Raw genomic sequence first — 22,960 nt, forward strand, 5'->3', positions numbered from 1 at the left:
AGTAGGTTAACGTATTAAATTACTTTAAAGATCTGCCTTTTATTATGGCGTCATTTCCCAATTTGTCACGCAGCAGATCCATGGTATTTTCAATTTTTGCCCGTTTCTGACCATCAGGATCAGCGAGATCAATCGGGTCAGCGAGACCGCCCTCGACAAGTTCTGCTCCACCAATCCCCAAAAGCCTAAAAGCACGTCCATCGGCTTCATTTTTAAGAAGCTGTTTTCCAACCCGAAAAAGCTGTTCTGCCAGCATGGTAGGATCAATCAACGTGCGATTACGCGTGATTTGTTTAAAATCTTTGGTTTTTAATTTCAGTACAACAGTGCGTGCAGCAAGGTTTTGTTTTTTCATTCGCTGTGAAACATTATCGCATAACTTCCACAATGTATTTTCCAATGTTTGATAGTCGGAAATATCAGTATTGAAAGTCGTCTCATTTGAGATGCTTTTCGTTTCGCCGCCAACAGATACGCTACGATCATCTTCACCGCGACAAAAATGATATAAGCGTTTACCCATGCTGCCATAACGTCCCATAAGATCGAATTTTTCATAGGCACGTAATTGGTGAATTTTTTCGATGCCATCATTATGAAGGGTTTTAGCCAAGGCTTTTCCCACACCCCATATTAATGTAACCGGTTTATCACCCAAGAAATCCATAGTTTCTTCTTTGCCGATGACTGCAAAGCCTTTGGGTTTCTCTAGATCAGATGCAATTTTTGCTAGGAATTTATTGTGGCTGAGGCCAACAGATGCGGTGACACCAACTTCGTCTTCAATTCTTTTTATGAATCTTGAAAGTGTTTGGGCTGGATATGCTTTGTGCAATTTCTCAGTGCCGGAAAGATCAAGGAAAGCTTCGTCAATGCTGATCGGTTCAACCATAGGGGTGATATCATGCATCATCTTGCGGATTTCTTTACCCACTTTACTGTATTTTGCCATATTTGGGCGGATGACAACCAGATCGGGGCAAAGTTGTTTTGCTTTAAACATAGGCATCGCGGATCGGACACCATACATACGCGCAACATAACAAGCTGCCGAGACAACACCGCGTTGTCCGCCACCAACAATGACGGGTTTGTCCGCAAGGCTTGGATCATCACGTTTTTCTACCGTGGCGTAAAAAGAGTCACAATCAATGTGGGCCGTGGAAAGCAAGGCCAGTTCTGAGTGGTATTTTAATCGTGGCGAGTTGCAATCCGGACATCTTGCCGCCCTTGGTTGCTCAGGCATATACCAGATATGGCTGCAATCCCGACAAAGGCAATTTGGACTATTTGGGATATCCTGCATTTGTCGAGTTTTGCTCCTATTAAGAAATTAGATCAGGTATTTTGAGGCCAAAGCCATGCGGCACCTCTGATACCACTAGAGTCGCCATGATGGGGTGGTAAAAGTTGAGTTTCAACAAAATCGCTAAACACATATTGTCCCCATTGTTCTGGTATAGTTCTATATAATCGATTTATTTTTGAAAGGCCACCACCTAATACAATAACCTGTGGGTCATAGACGTTAATGATGCTTCCAAGGGCGCGGGCAAGGCGTGTCTCGTAAAGGGTAATAATTTTTAACGCTGGTACATCGCCTTGATCTGCTAAATCAGCTATTTCTGTGGCTTGGGCAGTTTTTCCTGTAAGATTTTTATATTGTTGTGTAACAGCTGGTCCCGAAAGATAGGTCTCGATACATCCGCTTCTTCCACAATAGCAGTCAGGGGCGGGAAGGGAATCTATTTCGCGTTCTGGCAAAGGATTGTGCCCCCATTCACCAGCAATCCCATTGGCGCCATGTATGGCTTGTCCATTCAACACTAATCCGCCCCCAACACCTGTACCAAGTATGACACCGAAAACAGATTGAATATCCTCGTATGGTCCCTCTATTTCATCCACCCTTTCGGTCAAAGCCATCATCTCTGAAAGTGCAAAGCAATTTGCGTCATTCGCTAGTCTAACCGGTTTTCCAATGGCATTAGCTAAATCTTTGTCTAATGCTTTTCCGATCAACCAAGTCGAATTAGCGCCCTTTATAAGGCCAGTCTTTTGAGAGATACATCCCGGAATACCTATACCAATTGTATAGTTTTTTCCAAACTTTTGCTCTATCTCAATGACCAGATCACGAATGCTTCTTATATTGGCGTCGTAATCGTGTTGGGGCGTGAGGACGCGTTTTCTATAGATTTCGATTCCACTGAAATCAAAGGCTGCGATCTCGGTTTTTGTGCCGCCAAGGTCAATTCCAAGGCGAAATGAAATGTCGTGAATTTTTGTCATATGGTAACAATATTTTTTGATTGGATTTTTATACAAGTTTAAACAAAATTTAATGAATTTATAGTTTTAACCATAAATAGTTATACAAAAAAGGAATATTTCTATTGCCATATCTGTCTTAGCGAGGTAGCAATTATATATGGTAAAGCTTCTAAAAGAAGAAGTAAGAAATCCAGATGAGTATTTCTCGTCAATCACGAAAGAATTCGGAGAGGGAAATCATGAGCAAAACAGTCATGATCGTTGAGGATAACGAGCTGAACATGAAACTTTTTCATGATCTGCTAGAAGCACGCGGATACGATATCCTTGAAACTCGTGATGGCATGGAAGCCTTAAAGATGGCTCGTGAGAAGAAACCTGATCTTATCTTAATGGATATTCAGCTTCCGGAAGTTTCTGGTTTAGAAGTGACAAAATGGCTTAAGGAAGATGATGATCTTCGTGAAATTCCAGTGATTGCTGTAACAGCTTTTGCTATGAAGGGGGATGAGGAAAAGATTCGTGAAGGAGGTTGCGAAGCCTATATCGCAAAACCGATTTCTGTGAGTCATTTCCTTGAAACTGTTGAAAAATTCTTACAATAAGCTTTCTTTTAACGAACAGGTAGGGGCGAGTTAAACGGGGTATGGCATGACTGCACGTGTGTTAGTCGTAGATGATTTAAGGCCGAACGTTAAGCTGCTCGAAGCTAAACTGACCAGCGAATATTTTGATGTGATTACTGCTTCTGATGGGCCTTCTGCCTTGGAGGCTGTGGAAACGCATGATCCGGATATCGTTTTGCTGGATGTTATGATGCCGGGTATGGACGGGTTTGAGGTTTGCGAAATTCTTAAAAACGATCCTGATACGATGCATATTCCAGTGGTAATGGTAACAGCACTTTCTGATAGTGCAGATCGTGTACGTGGTCTTGAATGTGGCGCAGATGATTTCCTGACAAAACCGGTAAATGATAAAGCATTATTTGCGCGTGTACGATCTTTGGTGCGCTTGAAGATGCTGAATGATGAATGGCGACTGCGTGAAGAAACATCGGATCAACTAGGCGTTTTACGTGATCGCAAACTGGTAAATACTGTTGATGTGAAAAATGCCTCCGTTCTTGTGATTGACGATAGTCAGGTGGAACGTGTGAAGGTTGTTGAGACGCTTTCTAAAGATGATGACAATGTTGTCTCTGCAGGGACCTTAGCAGAAGCAGAAGAAGCGATTAAAGATCAAGTTTTTGAACTGGTTATTATTAACTTACATATGCGTAATGAAGATTCTCTTCGCTTTGCTAGCCATCTTCGTGCACGCGAAGATACAAGAAATATTCCGATCCTGATGATCGCGGAAGAAGATGATACAGAACGGCTTGCTAAAGGGCTTGATCTTGGGATTAATGATTACGTCGTTAAACCTGTTGATAGAAATGAACTATTAGCACGTTCTAGAACGCAGATACGTCGTCAACGCTATCAGGAACGCTTACGTGACAATTATGAACGCTCGTTAGCAATGGCGCTTACGGATGCGCTGACGGGTTTATATAATCGACGCTATGTTACAGCCCATTTAGGGGGCATGGTTGAGAAACATCTCGCCACAGATAAACCTATGACCTTGGCCGTTTTCGATATTGATTTCTTCAAAGGGGTGAATGATACCTTTGGGCATCAGGCAGGGGATGAAGTTCTTGTTGAATTATCCAATCGTATCGTGAATGGTTTACGTAATGTAGATATGGTGGCTCGTATGGGCGGTGAAGAATTTGTCGTTGTTATGCCAGAAACAGAATTTGATATTGGTTCAGCTGTTGCAGATCGTTTACGTAACTCAATTTGTGAACATCTCTTTAAGATCGCTGAGCGAGAAAAAGGTATTCGTGTTAGTATTTCAATGGGGTTAACACAGCTTGAAAAAGATGGTGATGAGCCTGATAAATTGTTTAAGCGCGCAGATGCGGCATTATATTTTGCTAAGGCGCAGGGACGAAATTCAGTAGTTGCCGCTGTGCCAACAGGCTTTGATATGGTGGGTAAAGGGGATCCGGCTATTCGCTATGAGAATGCTGATCAGGATTAGCTCCAGCTACAAGATTTTGCTAAATAAAAAGGCCCTTATTAGGGCCTTTTCTGCATTTCAAGGATAGAGATTAGCCATTTAGGAGGGTGTTAATCTCATCCTTTAAGGCTAGACGTTTGTGACGTAAATCCTTCTCAACGCTTTCATCCGCAGCTTCAACACGTGTTTCCAAGCGGTGAATTTCTCTGTTTATGTCGTGATACTCATCAGCAAGTTTTGCGAAATGTGCATTAGATGTCTTTAGATCGTGGATTTTTTCTACATATTCTGGAAATTCATCTGCGAGTTCATGAGGTACATGAGACATGTTTATAACCCTATAAAATTTGTTGTTGATTGAATGATAGTATCCAGTCTCTGATGACGAAACATTGACTTTGATCAAATTGTAGAAGGGAGGTAGCTTTATTTTATAAGGCAATAAAAAAGGCCACCCGAAGGTAGCCTCTTTTAAAATCTATTTAGAAGTAATTACTTCATTTTAGATTCACGGAAGATAACGTGTTTACGAACGCGTGGGTCGTATTTACGCATTTCCAATTTTTCTGTGATGTTGCGAGGATTTTTCTTTGTTACGTAGAAAAAGCCTGTATCCGCTGTGCTCACCAACTTAACTTGCAATGTAGCAGGTTTTGCCATGATCGTAGTCCCGCAAAAAATGCACCGGAACAAAAATGTACCAGATGCTGTTAAAATAAATCTGCCGCGAAAATACTGATTACTACGCTGAAGTCAAGCCTAGTTTGGAAGATATATGATAGAATCTCAAAAAAAGAGCTTATAACTCAGGTTCTCTATCAATAATGACACTATAATCATCATAGCTATATGTAAGTAACGGTGGAAGATCTGGCAGCAAACCTGTTTGATAATAAGTAAGAGATTCTTTTAAAGCAAATTCCGTGACATCAGCAATAGGGAGTGTTTTCAAGGCATCTTTCACGTTATACCAGTCGATCTCGATTAGCTCCCCCTCCGGTTTGAAGGGGCGTGGAATTTCTTTGACGATATGTACAAAGAAACGGGCGTTAAAGCGTACGGGGCTCCCTTCCGGTGTAATTGCTTGGGCAACACAAGGTAAAGGTAAGTTAAGGACGCCAGAGTTTTGATCTCTGCAGGCTGTTAAATAGGGGTGCTCAACATCTTTATCTACTTTGGCGTTATCAATAGGAAGATAGCCTGTTTCTTCTATACATTCTCTGCAAGCAGCCAAGCAATGCGCGATATAATCTTGACCTGATAGATCATCACGTATGCCCTGTAAATCGGTAACATCCATTCCTAGAAATCTTGCAGATTCTGTATCTTCAATGTCAACACGGCCGCCTGGAAATACAGCATATCCCGGCATGAAACGTAAGTCATGACGCCTTTTTCCTAATAAGACTTCTGGGTTTTCTGGCGAGCCTCGCAACAGAATTAAACTTGCAGCAGGTTTAGGTGTAACAGTTTGCTGCATGTTTAACCATTCGGACTAATGTAAGAAATTGCCAAAGCATCTTCATAAAGGTCGGGATTGGATAATAATGTTTTTGCTGCTTCGATATCGGGATCCGCTTCACTTAGGGTCGTCCCTTCCCAAAGGCAAGAATGCCGGAAACCTTTTACATCCCCATCTAGATCAAACTGCATTCGCTTTAAGTTTATAAATTCAAGGCGAGATTTATCTGGATGTGCGCGTAATGTCTTTAAGACAGCGGCAATGCCATTTTCTTGTGCAACAGTGCATATATTCGGTAAAACGCCGTAACCTTGAAGATGGTAATTGTTTGGTGCGAGATATCGTGCCCAAGTAAGTTGTAATTCTCCGTAATTGGATAAAGGAACGACATTTTGTACGGTGCCTTTACCATAACTAATCGCCCCAACAATCACAGCTCTTTTCTGATCCTGAAGACCGGCAGCCAGAATTTCGGCCGCGCTTGCAGTTGCGCCATCAATTAAAACGATTAATGGAATATCGCCCAAGACATTCCCGGGCTCTGCTTCGAATTTTTGAAAACTCAGTGGGTTTCGCCCGCGTGTTTGGCTCATGATACCATGATCCAATAAAAGATCAGCAGCATCGATCGCCTCTTGTAAAAGACCGCCGGGATTGCCCCTTAAATCAAGGATTATACCTTTCAATTGATCTCCGGAATAATCCTTGGCTCTTGCGATTGCTTCGGCCATGCGAACAGCTGTTCGGTTATTGAAGTTGCTGATGCGAATAACTGGATAAAGTAAATTTGCATCGTAGAAAACAGTATTTGGGGAAATTTTACTACGGATAAGATTGATGGAAAAAGCTTCAGGTCCCATATCTTCATGTAAGACTTCTAATCGTACATGGCGATTAATAGGGCCTCTGATTAATGTATAGACTTCTTCAATACCTAAACTATCCAATGTGACACCATCAACGGCGATAAGGCGATCACCAACTTGTAGGCGAGAACTTGCTGCAGGGCTGTTCTCTTCTATGGTCGCTATATGAATTGTACTTGTGCGTTTCTCAAGTGTGATCCCAACGCCGCCAAAGCCATCTCGATTCTGTTGGATTGAAAGGGCTTCTTGTGGAGACGCGTAGCGGGTGAAACGATCCAGTTTCTGTATCATCGCCGTCATATATATCGTTAACTGATGATCTGGTGATTTGTCTTGTAACAAGACGGATGTTTTTTGTGCTTCACGAATAATATCATAGCCCGCTTTTGCCCAAGATGCAGGATATTTTAAATCAATCTGATTGAAGTAAACGTCATGAATGTCTTCGTCAGAAGAATAAAGAGTCAGTTTATTATCTGTAAACGTTGCAGATAAATCAGGGTCTGATGCGATAACCGCACGTATACCATTCAGTGAGAGCTCTTTAAGGTTAATATCCTCCACATAATAGTCGTTCAGGCCTTCTAACCCTTCCAACAAGACTTGCTGATCCAGTTCAGTCCATAACGCATCCTCTGAAGGTTTGCTCGCACAGCCTGTAAGATATGTAACAGACAAAAAGGCTAGCGCATATGGCCAGTATTTATGAAGGCTTTTAATAAGCACAGGAATTCCTTGAAAGATTCGACGATGATGAATCTTATCCTAGCTTCGCAGATTGGTCTATTGAGAAATCAAGAAAAGCTTAACGTCTTTTGCCACGTGTTTTTTTGCCTTTATTGGCAAAAGGACTTTTCGCTTTCTCGGAACGTTCACTACGATCTTTTTTCGATGAGGATTTATCCTTACTGCGGCTAAAGCGCTTTTTACCACCACGTCCGCTGGAACCAGATTTGCCGCCAACACTTCTTTGTAGTTTCTTATCTACCTTGCCACCATCCACAATCGCAAAGGTCATGCTGCCTGTGATCGCATCTGCTTCACGTAGGGATATTGTGACTGACTCTCCTAGGCGATAAGTCATACCAGTTTGACGACCGACCAAGGCATGATGCACTTCATCATGAATAAAGTAATCATTCGGTAGAGTTGCGATCGGAATTAAGCCATCCGCGCCTGTTTCATCCAAGGTAATGAATAGGCCAAAGCGTGTGACACCATTCACACGGCCTTTGAATTCCGCACCTACATGCTCCGAGAGATAAGCTGTGACATAGCGATCTTTACATTCACGTTCCGCAACTGAAGCACGACGTTCAGTTTGAGAGATATGTTCACCTAAATCTTCAAATTCATCAGCCTGTTCGGCTTCTAAGCCATCATCACCAAGTTTATAAGCTTTAATCAAGGCGCGGTGAACCAGCAAATCCGCATAGCGTCGAATAGGGGATGTGAAATGACAATATCGGCGTAAAGCCAAGCCAAAATGTCCAAGATTTTCAGGCGCGTAAACCGCTTGTGCTTGAGAACGCAAAATGATGTCTGACATCATCTGCGCTTGTTCAGTACCTTCAACTTTCTTAAGAATGCCTGTAAATTGGCGTGGCGTGATGACACCGCCTTTAGTCATATTATGACCCATGCCTTCAAGACTTTCACGTAAGGCTTCCATCTTTTCCAAGCTAGGCTCATCATGGACACGATACATGATCGCCCGCGCATTTTTTGCTTCTAATGCTTCGGCGGCAGCCACATTGGCAGTGATCATAAACTCTTCGATAAGTTTATGACTGTCCAAGCGGTCGCGTGGTAGAATCTTGGTGACTTCCCCCGCATCATTTACAAAGATACGACGTTCAGGAATTTCCAACTCTAAAGTACCGCGTGATTGACGTGCCTCATCTAACGCTTGATAGGCTGCATAAAGTGGCTTGATGACCGTTTCCATGATTGGTTCAGTGGTTTCATCCAAACGACCTTCAATCGCATCCTGAGCCTGCTCATAAGTTAAACGGGCAGCCGATCGCATTAACCCGCGAATAAATTTATGACGGATTAATTTGCCATGGCGATCAATATACATATGAACAGCCATACAAGCGCGATCTTCATGAGGTCGCAACGAACATAAACCGTTACTTAATTGTTCCGGCAACATAGGGACAACACGATCAGGGAAGTAAACGGAGTTCCCTCGATCTTGGGCAGATTTATCTAGTGGACCATTTGTTTTGATATAGTTGGAGACATCTGCAATAGCGACAAGAAGATGCCAGCCTCCAGGGTTATCCGGATTAGTATCTGGTTCTGCAAATACCGCATCATCAAAATCACGTGCGTCATCCCCATCAATTGTTACCAACGGGATATCACGTAAATCTGTCCTTTTACCTAATGTCGGCTCCGGCAATGCATCTGCTTCTTTTAGGACTTCATCGCTGAATTCCATTGGAATGCCATGGGCATGTATGGAAATCAAACTGAAAGCTTTCGCATCCGTGAAGCTGCCAATAACTTCTGTGATTTTACCTTGTTGGGCCCCATAAACCCGTTGTCCGCCCATTGGCTGTACCAAGGCAAGTTGACCTGCTTTTGCGCCATTGAGATCATTTTCAGCGATAAAATAATCAAGTTTGCTACGACGGTCAGTTGGATGAAGAATGCAGCCACCTTTTGTGGCCTCAAGTAACCCTAGCACTTTTTCTTTTGCAGGATGAAGCGTGCGAATTATCTCTGCTTCGTAAGATTTATCGCCAATACGTTTTAAACGTGCAAGGGCGCGGTCCCCAATTTTAGGAGCAGGGACATTTCGATTGCTATGTGGCTTCATAAAGATGCGCACATTCTCATCTAGATCACCATGCTGTTTGGTTGAAACAGGCTTAGCAAAAGCATCCCCATCCGGGTCAACTTCATGAACCTCAATGACCAATACATCCGGCAGCGCTCCTTTGGGTGCCATCTTACGACGATGCCCTTTATCAATGGAGCCTTCTGAGGCGAGTTCTTTTAAGAGCCCACGTAATTCAGTACGCTGGTCACCACGTAAATGGAAAGCCCGGGCCAGCTCTCGCTTGCCGACGGGCTTTTCACTATTATTGATGAAATCCAAAATTTCCTGTTTGCTAGGAAGAGGGGCCGGGGCTTTGGATTTAGCCGACCTTTTTACAATTTTGGGAGGTTTGGCCAAACTCTAGCTCGCTTTCTTTGCTGCAGCCTTTTTCGCAGCGGATTTCTTTGCAGCTGATTTCTTAGACGCCTTCTTCGCAGAAGCCTTCTTAGAGGACACTTTCTTGGATTTCGCTTTTTTGGCTGCAGCTTTCTTTGAAGCACCTTTTTTACTTGGTCCTTTGGCAAGTTTTGCTGCAATCAATTCCAATGCCTGTTCCAAAGTGATTTCTTCTGGATCAATACCACTTGATTTACTGATAGAGGCATAAGTGCGGCCATGTTGAACATAAGGACCGAAACGACCAATACCCTGATGAATAGCTTTGCCATCTTCTGGGTGAACACCTAATTCACGCTTGGCATTTGCTTTGCCTTTGTCGCCTGCTTGCGCAATTACTTCAACCGCACGGTTCATACCAATGGTCAATATATCATCTTCTTTAGGTAGACTTACGAAAGCTGTGCCATGTTTCAGATAAGGGCCATAGCGACCAACACCAGCTTGAACCAAAGCACCTGAATCAGGGTGAGTGCCCAAATCACGAGGCAAGCTTAACAAGCGTAGAGCTAAATCCAAATCCATACCGGATGGCTTCATTGTTTTTAACAAGGATGCGCGCTTAGGTTTGTCGCCTTTTTTCTCAGCTTCACCTAATTGAACATAAACACCATAAGGACCTTGTTTAAGCGAAACAACTTGCCCGCTTTCAGGATCAACACCTAGTTCTTTTGGTAATTCAACAACTTCACCTTCTTCGCCATCGTCGTTGGATGCCATGGAAAGGTTTTTGTTATATTTACATTCCGGATAGTTTGAGCAGGATAAATATGGGCCGTATTTACCAATATTCAATCCCATACGGCCTGTACCGCAGGAAGGGCATTTACGTGCTGCTTCTGTTGAACCATCTTCATCTTGTTTGAAGAAGTGAACAGCAAGCTCTTTATCCATTGCTTCACGTACTTCCGCATAGGTCAAAGCAAGAGCCGTTTCTGTTTGACCATGGAAAGGCCCCCAGAATTCACGAAGAACGGCTTTCCATTCTTTTTGGCCATCGGAAATATCATCTAGTTTTTCTTCAAGCGCAGCCGTGAAGCCATAGTCAACATAGCGTTCAAAGAAAGCTGTTAAGAAACTTGTTACCAAACGACCACGTTCCTGTGGTTGGAAACGGCGTTTATCCAATGTCACATAATCACGATCCTGTAAAAGTTTCAGGATGGAAGCATAGGTAGAAGGACGGCCAATGCCTAATTCTTCTAACTTCTTAACCAAACTCGCCTCAGTAAAGCGTGGCGGTGGTTGGGTGAAATGTTGTTCCGCTGATGCGTCATTTAGAGGTGTCGCATCGCCTTTCTCCATCGGTGGAAGGCGTTTGCTATTCTCATCATCATCCGATGGGTCGTCATCTTTACTTTCGGTGTAAAGTGTTAAGAAGCCATCAAATTTCAGTACAGAACCTGTTGCACGTAAAGTAACGCGTCCGTCGCTTGATGGAATTACCACTTTCATTTGGTCGAAAACAGCACTTTCCATCTGTGACGCCATGGTGCGTTTCCAGATGAGTTCGTAAAGGCGTAATTGATCATTATCCAGATAGGCAGCCATTTGCTTTGGATGGCGGGATAGATCTGTTGGACGTACAGCTTCGTGAGCCTCTTGTGCGTTTTTGGCCTTTGTTTTGTATATACGTGGCGAGTTTGGTAAGTAATTTTCACCAAATTCTTTTTGAATTAAATTACGAGAGGAATTAATCGCTTCCATGCTTAATGTTGTACTATCTGTACGCATGTAAGTGATCAAACCAACTGTTTCACCACCAATGTCAGTACCTTCATACAGGCGCTGCGCTAGTGTCATTGTCTTGGTCGCACCAAAGCCTAGTTTTCGGCTTGCTTCTTGTTGCAAGGTGGAGGTTGTGAATGGGGCATAAGGATTACGGCGAACTGTTTTGTTTTCAGTTTCTGAAATCGTATATTGGCCTGCTTTGACTGCGTTTAGCGCAGCCTCTGCAATTCCTTGATTACCAAGTGATAGTTTATCCAGTTTTTCACCGTCAAAATGTGTGAGGCGTGCTTCAAACGCTTGACCATTTGGAGCGCTTAATTTTGCCGCGACACTCCAGTATTCATCAGGACGGAAAGCCTCAATCTCTGCTTCGCGATCACAGATAAGGCGTAAGGCAACAGATTGTACACGACCTGCAGAGCGAGAGCCTGGAAGCTTACGCCACAACACAGGGGAGATAGAGAAACCTACTAAGTAATCCAAAGCACGACGTGCCATATAGGCATCGATTAAGTCCTGATCCAGTTCTCGCGCCTGATCAATCGCAGTAACAATTGCATTCTTGGTGATTTCGTTAAAGACTACACGGCTGACATTTAAATCCTTAAGGACTTTGCGACGTGCCAATTCTTCTTGTAAATGCCATGAAATTGCTTCCCCTTCGCGGTCGGGGTCAGTCGCAAGCATCAGGTTTTTCGCTGACTTACAGGCTTTTGCAATATCGTCCAAGCGCTTTTTAGAGCTGCTATCGACTTGCCATTGCATCGCAAAGTCATTGTCAGGGTCAACGGAACCATCTTTGGAAGGCAGGTCACGGACATGACCGAACGAGGCCAGAACAGTAAAGTCTGAACCTAGGTATTTATTGATGGTTTTTGCTTTCGCCGGTGATTCTACAATCAGTACATTTTCCGCAGCCATGCGCCAGAACAAGCCTTTCAATAGGTAGGTATTGTTTTTCTAATATGTGATTCTCTCAATATGAGGAAGAAGCTACATCTTTGCGCGATGTAGCATGTCTTGAGGCGGTTTTGCAATGCGGCAATGAAAATTAGTGTAAAGTTTTCCCGATTGAGCCAGAAGATTGGCGCCAATTTTCCAGATAAGTATCTGCTTTACTTGGGCTGACCTTATTGAAATAGGATACAGCTTTGTTGACCAGTTGACGGTCTTGGTAATCCTCATATTTCTCTGCAAGGAAACGTTTTAACAAATCACGGAACTGATTCTCGGAAAATCCAATTGCACGTGCAGCAATGGCAACTGTATTAACCTGAGCCACATCAAATACCATTTCGGTGACGGCAATTGTAAGGCCCGTTGAATAAGCAAATTCAGAAATGAAATCTTGCTGTCCCTGTGTCATTAAGACTTGATATAGTCGATCGGAGATAGATTGTGTAATCGCCCCGAATAACTTGTCTTTTGGCGGTTGTGACACAGGGGAAGCGTCCACTTCTTCCCCCTCTTGCTGGGCATTTGCAACGGCATCATAGATCGCGGCGTTCGCCAGTTCTTCGTCAATTTTGTAATTGCGAAGAATAAATTGGCGAGTCGCTTCACCAACCCAAGCAAACATACGTTGGGCAATGCTGTTTGGAATATCTTTACGACTTAATAGTTTTGTTTGTAATTGCACATTATCCAAAGAACGCTCAACGAGTATATCCATATTCGCATCGGTAATTTGGGCTCCTGGATTTTCTAGTAGTTTTCCAGAAACCATATCGTCGTTAATTTGGATTAGGGCATTTGTAATCAACGTAGACAGGTTTGGCCTTTCTGCTACAGCCATATGATGGCCACGTTGTTTACGATCAATTAAATCGACAAGAAACTCGTCAGTTAATTGTTGAGAATGAACCAGAATAGGATAGGCGACATGAATTGTATCATTGGCGAGGAATTCAAGCATATCACTTGGTACATCGTCACGATGGGCAAGATAATCTGCCACATAGCGGCGTACTTCCATTTCAACTTCGCCGATTAATTCACGTAAAATCTCAAAAGTAAGATGGGTTTCTTCAGGGGTCAGATTCGTATCAGGCTGCAAACACATTTTAGTAATGGAGGCAGCTAAGCCACCTTTACCATCTAACGTGCGTTGCTGTGCAAGTTGCAGCAGTTTTTCAAAAGATACGTCCGACATGCGTCCCTTATCCTAAATAAGCGTTAAGTAACCTTAATCTTTTATATTATATAAGGGCACGTGAATCAGTGACGTGCGTCACACCTATCACACATTAGTGATTACTTGATTAGATTTTTATTCAGAATCAAGTAAATAGCCCCATAAGTTTTGATAATGAATCAAAAAACTGATTCGAGATCAAGTTAAAAGTTAAAAAAAGATTAATTAATCACGCAATTAATTTAAAATGGAATCGCATTGCTTGTTTTGGCTATTTTGTTACCCGAATGGCGATATAAATGACCTGTAATTTCCAATTCTATGACCAAACAGATGACTTCAGAAGCTGGGGCGTCCATATCACGAATAAGATCATCCATTGAAACTGGTTCTGCGCTTAATGCATTAAGGAGTTTACCCCGCCATTTATCCAAATCACATTCTTGTACTTGATTAAGCGGGATTTCGAATGTGCTATGATTCGCAGGTTCTGATAGATTTGCTTTTTGGGTCTGTAAGGTATTTAAAATATCATCAGGTGTTTCTGTGATTGCAGCACCATGCCGGATTAAATCATTACAACCACGTGAACGTGCGTCCATGGGAGAACCGGGAACAGCAAAAACATCTCGACCTTGTTCGTTGGCAAAGCGAGCGGTGATAAGTGAGCCTGATTTTAAAGCTGCTTCCAATACAAGTATCCCTTCTGATAATCCAGATATAATTCGATTACGATTGGGGAAATGGCGCGCTTGTGGCTTTGATCCCAGTGGCATTTCTGAGACTAATAATCCTTCGGATTTTAAGCGCGCATATAAATCCGAGTTTTCTTTTGGATAAATAATATCAACACCACCGGCTAACACGGCGATTGAGCCTGATTTGATACTGCCTTCATGAGCTGAAGTGTCGATGCCGCGTGCCATGCCCGAAGCGATAGTAAATCCTTCTACCCCTAATACCTCCGCAAAACGATGTGCGAGTTTTTTACCATTTAAAGAAGCATTGCGACCTCCAACAATACCGATGATACGCTCTTTTAAAAGATGAGGATTTCCCGTCACGGATATTACGGGTGGGGCGGTTTCAGTATTAGATAATGGAAAGGAGTATTCATCACTATTCAAAAAAATAAACTGTCCCCCAAGTTTATCCAATTGATGCCATTCTTTTTCTGCAGCGGATAAAGGGAAAAGTTTAAACGGCTTCTTTCTTCCTCCTTGTTTGGCGATATCTGGAATGGCTTTTAAAGCTTCCTTAGCTGTTCCATAGCGTGCGATCAGGTGGCGAAAAGTAATAGGGCCGATATTTTCACTTCGAATGAGACGTAAGCGACTCAGTTTTTCTTCATAACTTAAATTGGTAGTGATGTTGTTCATACTGTCCCCCTCAAACTATCTGCTTAGGTAATGAAGGGGAAAGAGCTGTTTTCTATCTCTAAGACCAAGGATGTCTTAGATCAGCTTTCTTTCTTTTTGGATTTTCCAATTTTTGGTTCTTCGCCTTTTAGGATGCGGACGATGTTTTGATGATGTCTGATCCAGGCTAATATTGCCAATATAGCTGCACCAATAGCGACTTCAGGTTTTTGAAAATACCATGCATATATAGGTGCAAGAGCCAACGCCACTAAGGCCGAAAGGGATGAAATACGAAACACCACCGCCATGATTAACCAAGTGACAGCTGCCCCTAAGCCAACAGGCCAAGATATCGCAGCGAGAGTACCAAGGGTCGTTGCGACCCCTTTACCGCCTTTGAATTTTAACCAGATGGGAAAATTATGACCGACAACGGCAGCTATGCCAGCAATCAGGCCGGCCATTGGCCCTAGTAAATAAGCAAAGGATAGCGCTGCGATGGCGCCTTTGCCGCTATCTAGTAGTAAGGTTGCCAATGCCAAAGGTTTATTACCAGTACGCAACACATTAGTTGCACCGATGTTTCCGGAACCGATCTTTCGGATATCTCCATAGCCACCGATAAATGCCAATACTAAACCAAATGGAATAGAACCTAAAAGATACCCCCCAAGCATAGCTTGCCAGTCCTGACTCCAATCAATCGAGAGCGTAAAATCCATAAGGAGTATCCTTTATTGTTTTTCTTATTAAGCAGAAAAGCCCTTGTCTTTATATAAGACACGACCGTCCACAATTGTTGCTTTGACTTTGCCTTGTACGGGGCGTTTATCAAAGGGGGTATTCTTAGACTTACTTTTAAAGTCACTTTCGCTAATTTGCCATGGTAGATCCGGATCAAATATCACCAGATCAGCAGCACCGCCAATTTTTAACTTACCACCAGATAATTTAAGTAGATCAGCTGGCTTATTCGTTAAGCAACCAATGACGTCTAACAAAGATAAATGACCATTGTGATATAGCTCTAGAGAAATAGTCAGTAACGTTTCTAGGCCAACAATTCCAAAAGCGGCTTGATTAAATGGTAGGCGTTTTGATTCAGCATCATGGGGTGCATGATCACTATTGATGACGTCAATGGTTCCATCTGCAAGTGCTTCCACTACCGCGCGACGATCCATTTCATCTCGTAGAGGCGGGGAAACTTTTGCAAAGGTACGATAGTCACCAACCGCTGTTTCGTTTAAGGCAAAATAATGCGGCGCCGTTCCGCATGTTACAGGCAAACCTTGGCGTTTTGCCCGGCGAATAACATCGATAGATTCACGTGTTGTAATGTTAGCTGCGTGATAACGCGCACCAGTCATCTCAACAAGGCGTAAATCCCGTTCAACCATCATGACTTCCGAAAGGCGCGGGATGGCAGGTAAGCCAAGACGGCTTGCTAATTCACCGCCATTCATTGCGCCGCTGGATGCAAGGCTAGGTTCTTCTGCATGTTGTACCAATAACAAATCGAAGGCAGTAGAATAACTTAAGGCCCGGCGCATGACACCAGCATTGGCAACCGCTTTGGTCGCATCTGTAAATGCAACTGCACCGGCTTCGCTTAACATACCGAATTCTGTAAGTTCTTTGCCTTCCAGATTTCGGGTAATCGCACCATAAGAATGGATTTTTGTACGCTTTAATTGACGTGCGCGACGTGCTACGTAACGAACGCCTGCCTCATCATCAATTACTGGATCTGTTTTTGGAAGGGTTACCATCGTAGTAACGCCACCTGCACTTGCGGCATCGGTTGCTGTTTCATAAGTGCCTTTATGCTCATCACCCGGTTCGCGGATTTGAACACGCATATCAACAAGCCCCGGTGCGAGACAAAGGCCTTTGCAGTCCACAACCTTATCAACGGAAGGCGCGCCACTTTTAAACAGGTTTGGGCCAAAGTCCGCAATCACACCATCTTCAACCAGCACAGCACCTGTGGCATCAAGACCGGATGCAGGATCAAGTAGACGGGCATTCATATAAGCAATACGGGATTGTGCCATGGTTATGCCCCTTTCTCTTCGTCTTTAATTTGGATTGGTCGGGTAAGCAGGTCAAGGCAGGCCATACGTACAGCAACGCCCATTTCTACTTGATCCAAGATAGCTGACCGATCTACATGATCTGCGATATCAGCATCAATCTCTACCCCACGGTTCATCGGACCGGGATGCATCACCAAAGCGTCGGGTTTTGCATAAGATAGTTTTTCCTGATCCAACCCAAAGAAGCGGAAATATTCACGTGTTGAGGGGACATAGGACCCTTGCATACGTTCAAGTTGAAGACGTAACATCATCACGATGTCACAATCTTTAAGGCCTTCACGCATATCGGTATAAACTTCTACGCCCAAACGATCAGAAGCACCCGGTAACAGAGTTGGTGGTGCGACGATACGGACACGTGCACCCATTGTGTGAAGAAGGTGGATGTTGGAACGTGCGACACGGCTATGGGCAATATCGCCACAGATTGCAACTGTCAGATTATTTAAGCGTCCAACGCGACGACGGATGGTTAAGGCATCTAAAAGCGCTTGTGTGGGATGTTCATGCTGTCCATCGCCTGCGTTGATAACAGCGCATTTTACTTTTTCAGAAAGAAGTTTAACCGAACCAGATTCACCGTTTCTGACAACCAGAACGTCTGGATGCATGGCATTGAGTGTCATCGCAGTATCAATAAGGGTTTCGCCCTTTTTGATGGAGCTGCTACTTGCCATCATATTAATCACATCGGCGCCAAGACGTTTTCCTGCCAATTCGAAGGAGGTGCTGGTCCGTGTGGAATTCTCAAAGAAAAGATTAATCACATTCAAGCCATTCATGCGTGTCAGCTTTGGCTTGCGCTGGCGATTTCTCTCTGCGTAATGATCTGCGAGATCAAGAATCTGTGTGATGTCTTGAGGCGAAAGTCCCTCTATGCCCAGAAGATGGGGGTGGGGAAATAATGTGCTGTCATGGATATCAGTCATTAAAAGTGCACCCTATAAATATTATAGGATTTTGCAAGGAAAATGACTCATCAAAATGATAGTTTTTTAATATTCGAATTCGACGTCCAAAGTCTCGGATGTTGCTCTAGCCTGACAAGTCAAAATTGTACCGCAACTAATTTCATTGGGCGTTAAGGCCTCAGGATTTTCCATTGTGACAGTACCTTGTTTTAATTGGGCTTTACAGCTGCCACATAAGCCAGATTGACATGAGTAAGGTGGATCCATCTGGGCATCTTGCATGGCTTCCAATATGGATTGTCCTTCAGGCACGTTTAAATACTCAACACGTCCATAGAGGTTCACTTCTACCTGACTATCCATCATTATATCAGATTTTTGACCGGTTCCTGATTTAGGTGTGAAACTTTCGAAATGGATTCGGGTTTCTGGTATGTCGAGACCCTTTAATGCATTTGTGACATCTTCGTTCATGCTATCCGGCCCACAGATATAATATTCTGTATCTTGTGTGTTGGAATGGGATTCCTTAATGAAATCCTGAACAGCAATTGCGTTTATGCGTCCAGAACGCCAAGCATTAAAATCAGATGTTTGATTTGGTTCAGAGAGGATATGTTTGATAACAAAACGTCCTGCATATTCTTCTTTCAACTCTTCTAAAGCATCATGAAAGATAATCTGATTTTCGTTTTTATTTCCATATAACAAAAAGCATTGAGAATTAGGCTCTTTAGCAAGAATGGTTTTAAACATGGAAAATAAAGGTGTAATTCCGGATCCAGCCCCGAAAAAATAATGACATCTTTGGGCATTTGCATCAGGTTCCACAAAGAAATTTCCGTTAGGTGGCGTTATACAAACTTCATCGCCTTCATTCAGTTTGTCATTAATATAGTTGGAAGCAACGCCGTCTTTTATACGTTTGACCGTTATCGCGAGATGTTCACCAAGCACATGTGAAGAAGAGATCGTATAACTGCGACGAATATCTTGTCCTTGCGGATCAAATTGCACATTCACATGTTGTCCAGATTTCCAGTGAAACAAAACCGCATATTGGGGATGAATATCAAAGATGATTGTTTTAGCATCCTTTTCAAGTTCAGACCGTATTTCTTTCACTTTGGATTTAAGGAAGCCGATATTCATTTTTAATTTCTCGCAATTTGTTTAATGCGACTAATAAAAGGGATATATCACAATAATTCAAGAAGTAGATTTGCAGCCTTTATATTGCCGTCTTCCCATCTTTGGGGAGGATGCAGTGGATTATAAGCGTCTTTGTTGAAATAAATAGCAATCACGCCCTGAGTTACTGCAAAAATGCGGTCTGTATCCTCACATGACGATGTTCGTTTTAAGAACTTCTCTATACAACTTATGAAACTGGTTAAACTACTTAACAAAAGAGGCTTTAATTCTGCATCTTGTTCAGACCGGGCAACCAATGCCTGATAAACGAGTACCAAATTCATGTTAGATATAACACCAGAAGCAAACAGGATATCTAATAGCTGTTCTTTCTTATCACTTGCCTGTAAAGCTTGATCCATTAACTCTGTTTGGCCTTGAAATTGATCAATTACATGTACAGCCAAGGCTTTTAGCATGTCATCTTTATTACCTAGGTAATGGCGTAAAATCGTACGCTGTACACCTGCCTGTTCGGCAATACGTTCCTGCGTCGCGCCTTCCAACCCAAAGCGGGCGGCGCAAATCACATAGGCATCAAGAATTTCTTCACTGCGTTGATCTTTTAGACTTGGTCTTGCCATGATTAATTTCCATTAATTATCATTATTGACAATATATTGTAAAGCTAAAGATCATTTCAAGATGAAAAGCGGATTGCTTACATATAAAGATATTGGGCTAATAAAATCACAAATGGCATCAAAGCCATGGAAACCAAGGTATGGATTGTGATCAATCCTGCAATCAAGGGTACATCACCGCCAAGTTGTTTTGCTAAGGCATATCCTGATGCTGCGGTTGGTAGGCAAGCAAATAGGAAAGCCGTAAAGGCTGGTAAACCAGTGATACCCCATAGATATAAACCTATTGCGGTGACGGCAGGCAGAATAAAGAATTTACCTATGCAGGATAAAATGATTGGTAAACTGGCGGTTCTAAGGGCGCGAAGTTGCAAACCTGCACCAACACTTAATAGCCCCATCGCAAGCGTTGCGCTGGACATGGATTCCAAAGTGTCGGTGATAACTGGAATTGGTCCTAAACCGGTTAAGTTCCATGCAACACCCGCAGCAATCGCACGCAACAATGGATTACGATAGAGTTCCTTCATGATGCGTTTAAAGAGATGGGTGTCAGGGTCGCCATGTAATGTGGTTAAAGTGCTGACGCATAACACATTTACAAAAGGTACCATCACGGCGGTGGCAAGGGCACCAAGGAATTGAGCTTCCGGGCCTTCTATCGCAACTAAAATCGCAAAGCCGATATAAGTATTATATCTGATTGCCCCTTGATAAATGGAGCCCATGGATTCTTTAGTATATTTCTTTTTAAAAAGCGGGATCATCAACCAGATGAAAACACCACTTAGAAATATGCCTGCTTCTAAACTTGTCAGATAAGGCCAGAAAATATCGCCTCCCAGTGGGGCAATGGAAGTCTTAGTAAATAAAAGCGCAGGGAATAGGACCCAATACACGACCTTATCAAGGCCAGCCCAAACTTCCGGTCCAATGAACCCCGACTTACGTAACCCGAAACCTACCATTAAAAGTAAGAAGACCGGGGCGATTGTCAGGGTAATGGAAAACATAGATTTAACTGTTTGTTATTGTTACATAGTCTCAATGATGAAATCGAGCGCCCCTTGCAGGATATAGGAAGCGGCGGCTTTATCAACGACTTCGCTACGGCGTTTTCGGTTCATGTCGGCCTGTTCAATTAACACACGCTCAACGGCCACCGTAGATAAACGTTCATCCCAAAGGGCAACTGGTAAATCCATACCGTTATGCTTTAAATTCCAGGCAAATTGGCGGGTGGATTGCGCGCGTGGACCTTGAGTACCGTCCATATTCAATGGCATACCAAAAATCAAACCACCGACATTATGTAATTCAATCTTTTTAGCGAGCTCCGCCATATCTTTGGTGAATTTAGTGCGCTTCACTGTTCCGATAGGGGAAGCGATGCGCATCGCCGGATCGGAAATCGCCATACCAATGGTTTTAGAACCCAGATCCAGACCCAATAAAGTCTGTCCCGGTAGCAGGAGACCTGCAATATCTTTAACTTCTACAAACATATTGATCTTATGCCTTTGGATAGCGCGAAAAGCAACGGGAATATTCTTTTCTATTCCATTCAGAAAAAAGACATTCTATATAAGAGGAAAATTATAAACATATAAGGATTAAAAATATGCGTGGTCAGCTATTTGTGACAGGTCTTGTCAGTGCCATCTTTCTCACGGGAACAGTTTTCGCCCATGAAGGGGCGACGGGCGTTGTAAAAGAGCGTATGGATATGATGGAAAATCTAAAGTCCGTTATGAAAACCTTAGCCCCAATGGTGAAGGGGCAAAAGGAAATGGATAGTCAGGTTGTGATAGAGCAAGCTAAGATTATCCGGCAAAATACCGGTGAAGTTTTACTTTCCAAATTTCCTAAAGATTCTATTCATGGACCAAGTGAGGCTCTACCTGAAATCTGGCAGGAATGGGACAAGTTTAAAGGCTATAATACCAAATTGTCAGAGCTTGGTATGGCTTTAAATGAGGCTGCTGGTGATCCAGATGCTGTCATTGCTACATTTAAGGCAATCGGCGGTACATGTGGTGCTTGTCATAAGCAGTTTAAGAAAGACTAAAGTTTACTCAATTTATTCAAAGACAAGATATAGGAATAATCGGTTAACGGTTTGACCATCATCGGACAAGGGAAGGGTAAGGCGCTTATATTTTATATGTTCCTTACCCAACCAGCCTGCATCAAGTTCAACAATAGAAGGTTGAGCTGTTCTCACAGCGATTTCAAAAAGTTCACGGGTTTGTTCGTTATAGGGTGAGGCAAATATATCATCGAAATAACGGCCTGTTTGATCACATCCCCACATGGATACAATAGCGCCGCCGATACGTGTGACTTGAAAATCAAATTTATCATTTGAAATGTCTGGGTGAATAACCTTGTACATAACAGTATTTGGCCAAATACGTGGAAAATCAACAGGGTCAATGTCTTGGCGACTAGGGGCGATGCGCTCTCCCTTTTTGTCCTTCCAATATTGCAGGACACTATCCAGATTTGTGATCTTCATAGGTGATTAATCTTCCCCCAATTTTTGCAGCCAAGACATCCTTACATATAAAAATATAACAAATGGTTAATTTAGGAGGTGATTATGAAAATCAAATTATGGTATTTGCGTTGCGTTCCCCTATAGAGGGTGTTAGTTTCCTCGACGGTTTAAACTTATGTGTCGGGCAGTAGCGCTTGCACATATCATTTTGCACTTTGTGCCTCATAAGAAAATGGAGATGGAGCGGATGTCGCTCGATAAGAATACAGTCGCGAAAATTGCGAAATTGGCGCGTATTCGCGTGCCTGAAGAAGATTTGGAGCCTTTGGCTGGTGAACTCAACACAATCATCGGCTTTGTTGAACAGCTTGGTGAAGTAGATACAGATGGTGTAGAGCCAATGACATCTGCGATTGAGCATGAAATGTTCCAGCGTGATGACGTTGTTAGTGATGGTGGATATCCTGATCGTGTTTTGGCAAATAGCGAACATGCAAACATGGGCTTCTTCACTGTGCCTAAAGTTGTTGAATAAGGGGATA

22 protein-coding genes are annotated in these 22,960 nt (G+C 43.0%); 4 read left to right on the plus strand and 18 right to left on the minus strand.

The window, feature by feature from the left end:
* Positions 1–19 precede the first annotated feature (19 nt).
* Positions 20–1,306 (minus strand): DNA polymerase IV, encoded by a 1,287-nt coding sequence (locus ACOQOA_RS16400; RefSeq protein ID WP_420549678.1) that lies wholly within the window; start codon positions 1,304–1,306, stop codon positions 20–22.
* Positions 1,307–1,338: 32 nt separating this feature from the next.
* Positions 1,339–2,292 carry an ROK family protein gene (locus ACOQOA_RS16405; protein ID WP_420549679.1) on the minus strand — a complete coding sequence of 318 codons (954 nt, stop codon included), beginning with the start codon at positions 2,290–2,292 and terminating at the stop codon, positions 1,339–1,341.
* Between the two features lie 221 nt (positions 2,293–2,513).
* Between ACOQOA_RS16405 and ACOQOA_RS16410 the strand changes: the two genes are divergently transcribed.
* Positions 2,514–2,879, plus strand: a complete 366-nt coding sequence (locus ACOQOA_RS16410) for a response regulator (RefSeq protein ID WP_155155228.1) — start codon at positions 2,514–2,516, stop codon at positions 2,877–2,879.
* 46 nt (positions 2,880–2,925) lie between these two features.
* Positions 2,926–4,365 carry a PleD family two-component system response regulator gene (locus ACOQOA_RS16415; protein WP_420549680.1) on the plus strand — a complete coding sequence of 480 codons (1,440 nt, stop codon included), beginning with the start codon at positions 2,926–2,928 and terminating at the stop codon, positions 4,363–4,365.
* 70 nt (positions 4,366–4,435) lie between these two features.
* On the opposite strand, the gene ACOQOA_RS16420 is transcribed toward ACOQOA_RS16415, so the two are convergent.
* The 15 genes from ACOQOA_RS16420 to ruvX all read right to left on the minus strand — a co-directional run bounded on the left by ACOQOA_RS16420 (position 4,436) and on the right by ruvX (position 21,423).
* Positions 4,436–4,672: a YdcH family protein gene (locus ACOQOA_RS16420; protein WP_420549681.1), complete on the minus strand. Its 237-nt coding sequence runs from the start codon at positions 4,670–4,672 to the stop codon at positions 4,436–4,438.
* Between the two features lie 164 nt (positions 4,673–4,836).
* Positions 4,837–5,004 (minus strand): 50S ribosomal protein L33, encoded by a 168-nt coding sequence (gene rpmG, locus ACOQOA_RS16425; RefSeq protein WP_155155225.1) that lies wholly within the window; start codon positions 5,002–5,004, stop codon positions 4,837–4,839.
* A 139-nt stretch (positions 5,005–5,143) separates the two neighbouring features.
* Positions 5,144–5,824, minus strand: coding sequence for an NUDIX hydrolase (locus ACOQOA_RS16430; RefSeq protein WP_420549682.1), 681 nt, complete (start codon positions 5,822–5,824; stop codon positions 5,144–5,146).
* 2 nt (positions 5,825–5,826) lie between these two features.
* A complete protein-coding gene (locus tag ACOQOA_RS16435) occupies positions 5,827–7,398 on the minus strand; it encodes a S41 family peptidase (protein ID WP_420549683.1) in 1,572 nt (523 codons plus the stop codon).
* Positions 7,399–7,477: 79 nt separating this feature from the next.
* Positions 7,478–9,862, minus strand: a complete 2,385-nt coding sequence (rnr, locus tag ACOQOA_RS16440) for a ribonuclease R (protein ID WP_420549684.1) — start codon at positions 9,860–9,862, stop codon at positions 7,478–7,480.
* A 3-nt stretch (positions 9,863–9,865) separates the two neighbouring features.
* Entirely contained in the window at positions 9,866–12,553 is a 2,688-nt protein-coding gene (topA, locus tag ACOQOA_RS16445) for a type I DNA topoisomerase (protein ID WP_420549685.1), read from the minus strand.
* A gap of 130 nt (positions 12,554–12,683) precedes the next feature.
* Complete coding sequence (locus tag ACOQOA_RS16450) at positions 12,684–13,784, minus strand: DUF2336 domain-containing protein (protein WP_420549686.1); 1,101 nt, start codon at positions 13,782–13,784, stop codon at positions 12,684–12,686.
* A 224-nt stretch (positions 13,785–14,008) separates the two neighbouring features.
* Positions 14,009–15,145 carry a DNA-processing protein DprA gene (gene dprA, locus ACOQOA_RS16455; RefSeq protein ID WP_420549687.1) on the minus strand — a complete coding sequence of 379 codons (1,137 nt, stop codon included), beginning with the start codon at positions 15,143–15,145 and terminating at the stop codon, positions 14,009–14,011.
* Positions 15,146–15,225: 80 nt separating this feature from the next.
* A complete protein-coding gene (plsY, locus tag ACOQOA_RS16460) occupies positions 15,226–15,849 on the minus strand; it encodes a glycerol-3-phosphate 1-O-acyltransferase PlsY (protein WP_420549688.1) in 624 nt (207 codons plus the stop codon).
* Positions 15,850–15,876: 27 nt separating this feature from the next.
* Positions 15,877–17,184 carry a dihydroorotase gene (gene pyrC / locus ACOQOA_RS16465; RefSeq protein ID WP_420549689.1) on the minus strand — a complete coding sequence of 436 codons (1,308 nt, stop codon included), beginning with the start codon at positions 17,182–17,184 and terminating at the stop codon, positions 15,877–15,879.
* A 2-nt stretch (positions 17,185–17,186) separates the two neighbouring features.
* Positions 17,187–18,158 carry an aspartate carbamoyltransferase catalytic subunit gene (locus ACOQOA_RS16470; RefSeq protein ID WP_155155216.1) on the minus strand — a complete coding sequence of 324 codons (972 nt, stop codon included), beginning with the start codon at positions 18,156–18,158 and terminating at the stop codon, positions 17,187–17,189.
* A gap of 66 nt (positions 18,159–18,224) precedes the next feature.
* On the minus strand, positions 18,225–19,292 hold the full coding sequence (locus tag ACOQOA_RS16475; protein ID WP_420549690.1) for a 2Fe-2S iron-sulfur cluster-binding protein: 1,068 nt from the start codon (positions 19,290–19,292) through the stop codon (positions 18,225–18,227).
* Between the two features lie 47 nt (positions 19,293–19,339).
* Entirely contained in the window at positions 19,340–19,918 is a 579-nt protein-coding gene (locus ACOQOA_RS16480) for a TetR/AcrR family transcriptional regulator (RefSeq protein ID WP_420549691.1), read from the minus strand.
* 77 nt (positions 19,919–19,995) lie between these two features.
* Positions 19,996–20,931, minus strand: a complete 936-nt coding sequence (locus ACOQOA_RS16485; protein ID WP_420549692.1) for an AEC family transporter — start codon at positions 20,929–20,931, stop codon at positions 19,996–19,998.
* 21 nt (positions 20,932–20,952) lie between these two features.
* Positions 20,953–21,423 carry a Holliday junction resolvase RuvX gene (gene ruvX / locus ACOQOA_RS16490; protein WP_420549693.1) on the minus strand — a complete coding sequence of 157 codons (471 nt, stop codon included), beginning with the start codon at positions 21,421–21,423 and terminating at the stop codon, positions 20,953–20,955.
* A 116-nt stretch (positions 21,424–21,539) separates the two neighbouring features.
* On the opposite strand from ruvX, the gene ACOQOA_RS16495 reads away from it, so the two are divergent.
* Complete coding sequence (locus tag ACOQOA_RS16495) at positions 21,540–21,986, plus strand: c-type cytochrome (protein ID WP_420549694.1); 447 nt, start codon at positions 21,540–21,542, stop codon at positions 21,984–21,986.
* Between the two features lie 12 nt (positions 21,987–21,998).
* Here ACOQOA_RS16495 and ACOQOA_RS16500 read toward each other — a convergent pair whose 3' ends face one another.
* Entirely contained in the window at positions 21,999–22,436 is a 438-nt protein-coding gene (locus tag ACOQOA_RS16500) for a PAS domain-containing protein (protein WP_420549695.1), read from the minus strand.
* 229 nt (positions 22,437–22,665) lie between these two features.
* On the opposite strand from ACOQOA_RS16500, the gene gatC reads away from it, so the two are divergent.
* Positions 22,666–22,953, plus strand: a complete 288-nt coding sequence (gene gatC, locus ACOQOA_RS16505; protein ID WP_420549696.1) for an Asp-tRNA(Asn)/Glu-tRNA(Gln) amidotransferase subunit GatC — start codon at positions 22,666–22,668, stop codon at positions 22,951–22,953.
* Positions 22,954–22,960: the final 7 nt, after the last annotated feature.

It is taken from the genome of Curvivirga sp. (assembly GCF_965219885.1).
In the GTDB taxonomy this organism is placed as follows: Bacteria; Pseudomonadota; Alphaproteobacteria; order UBA8366; family Aestuariispiraceae; genus Curvivirga.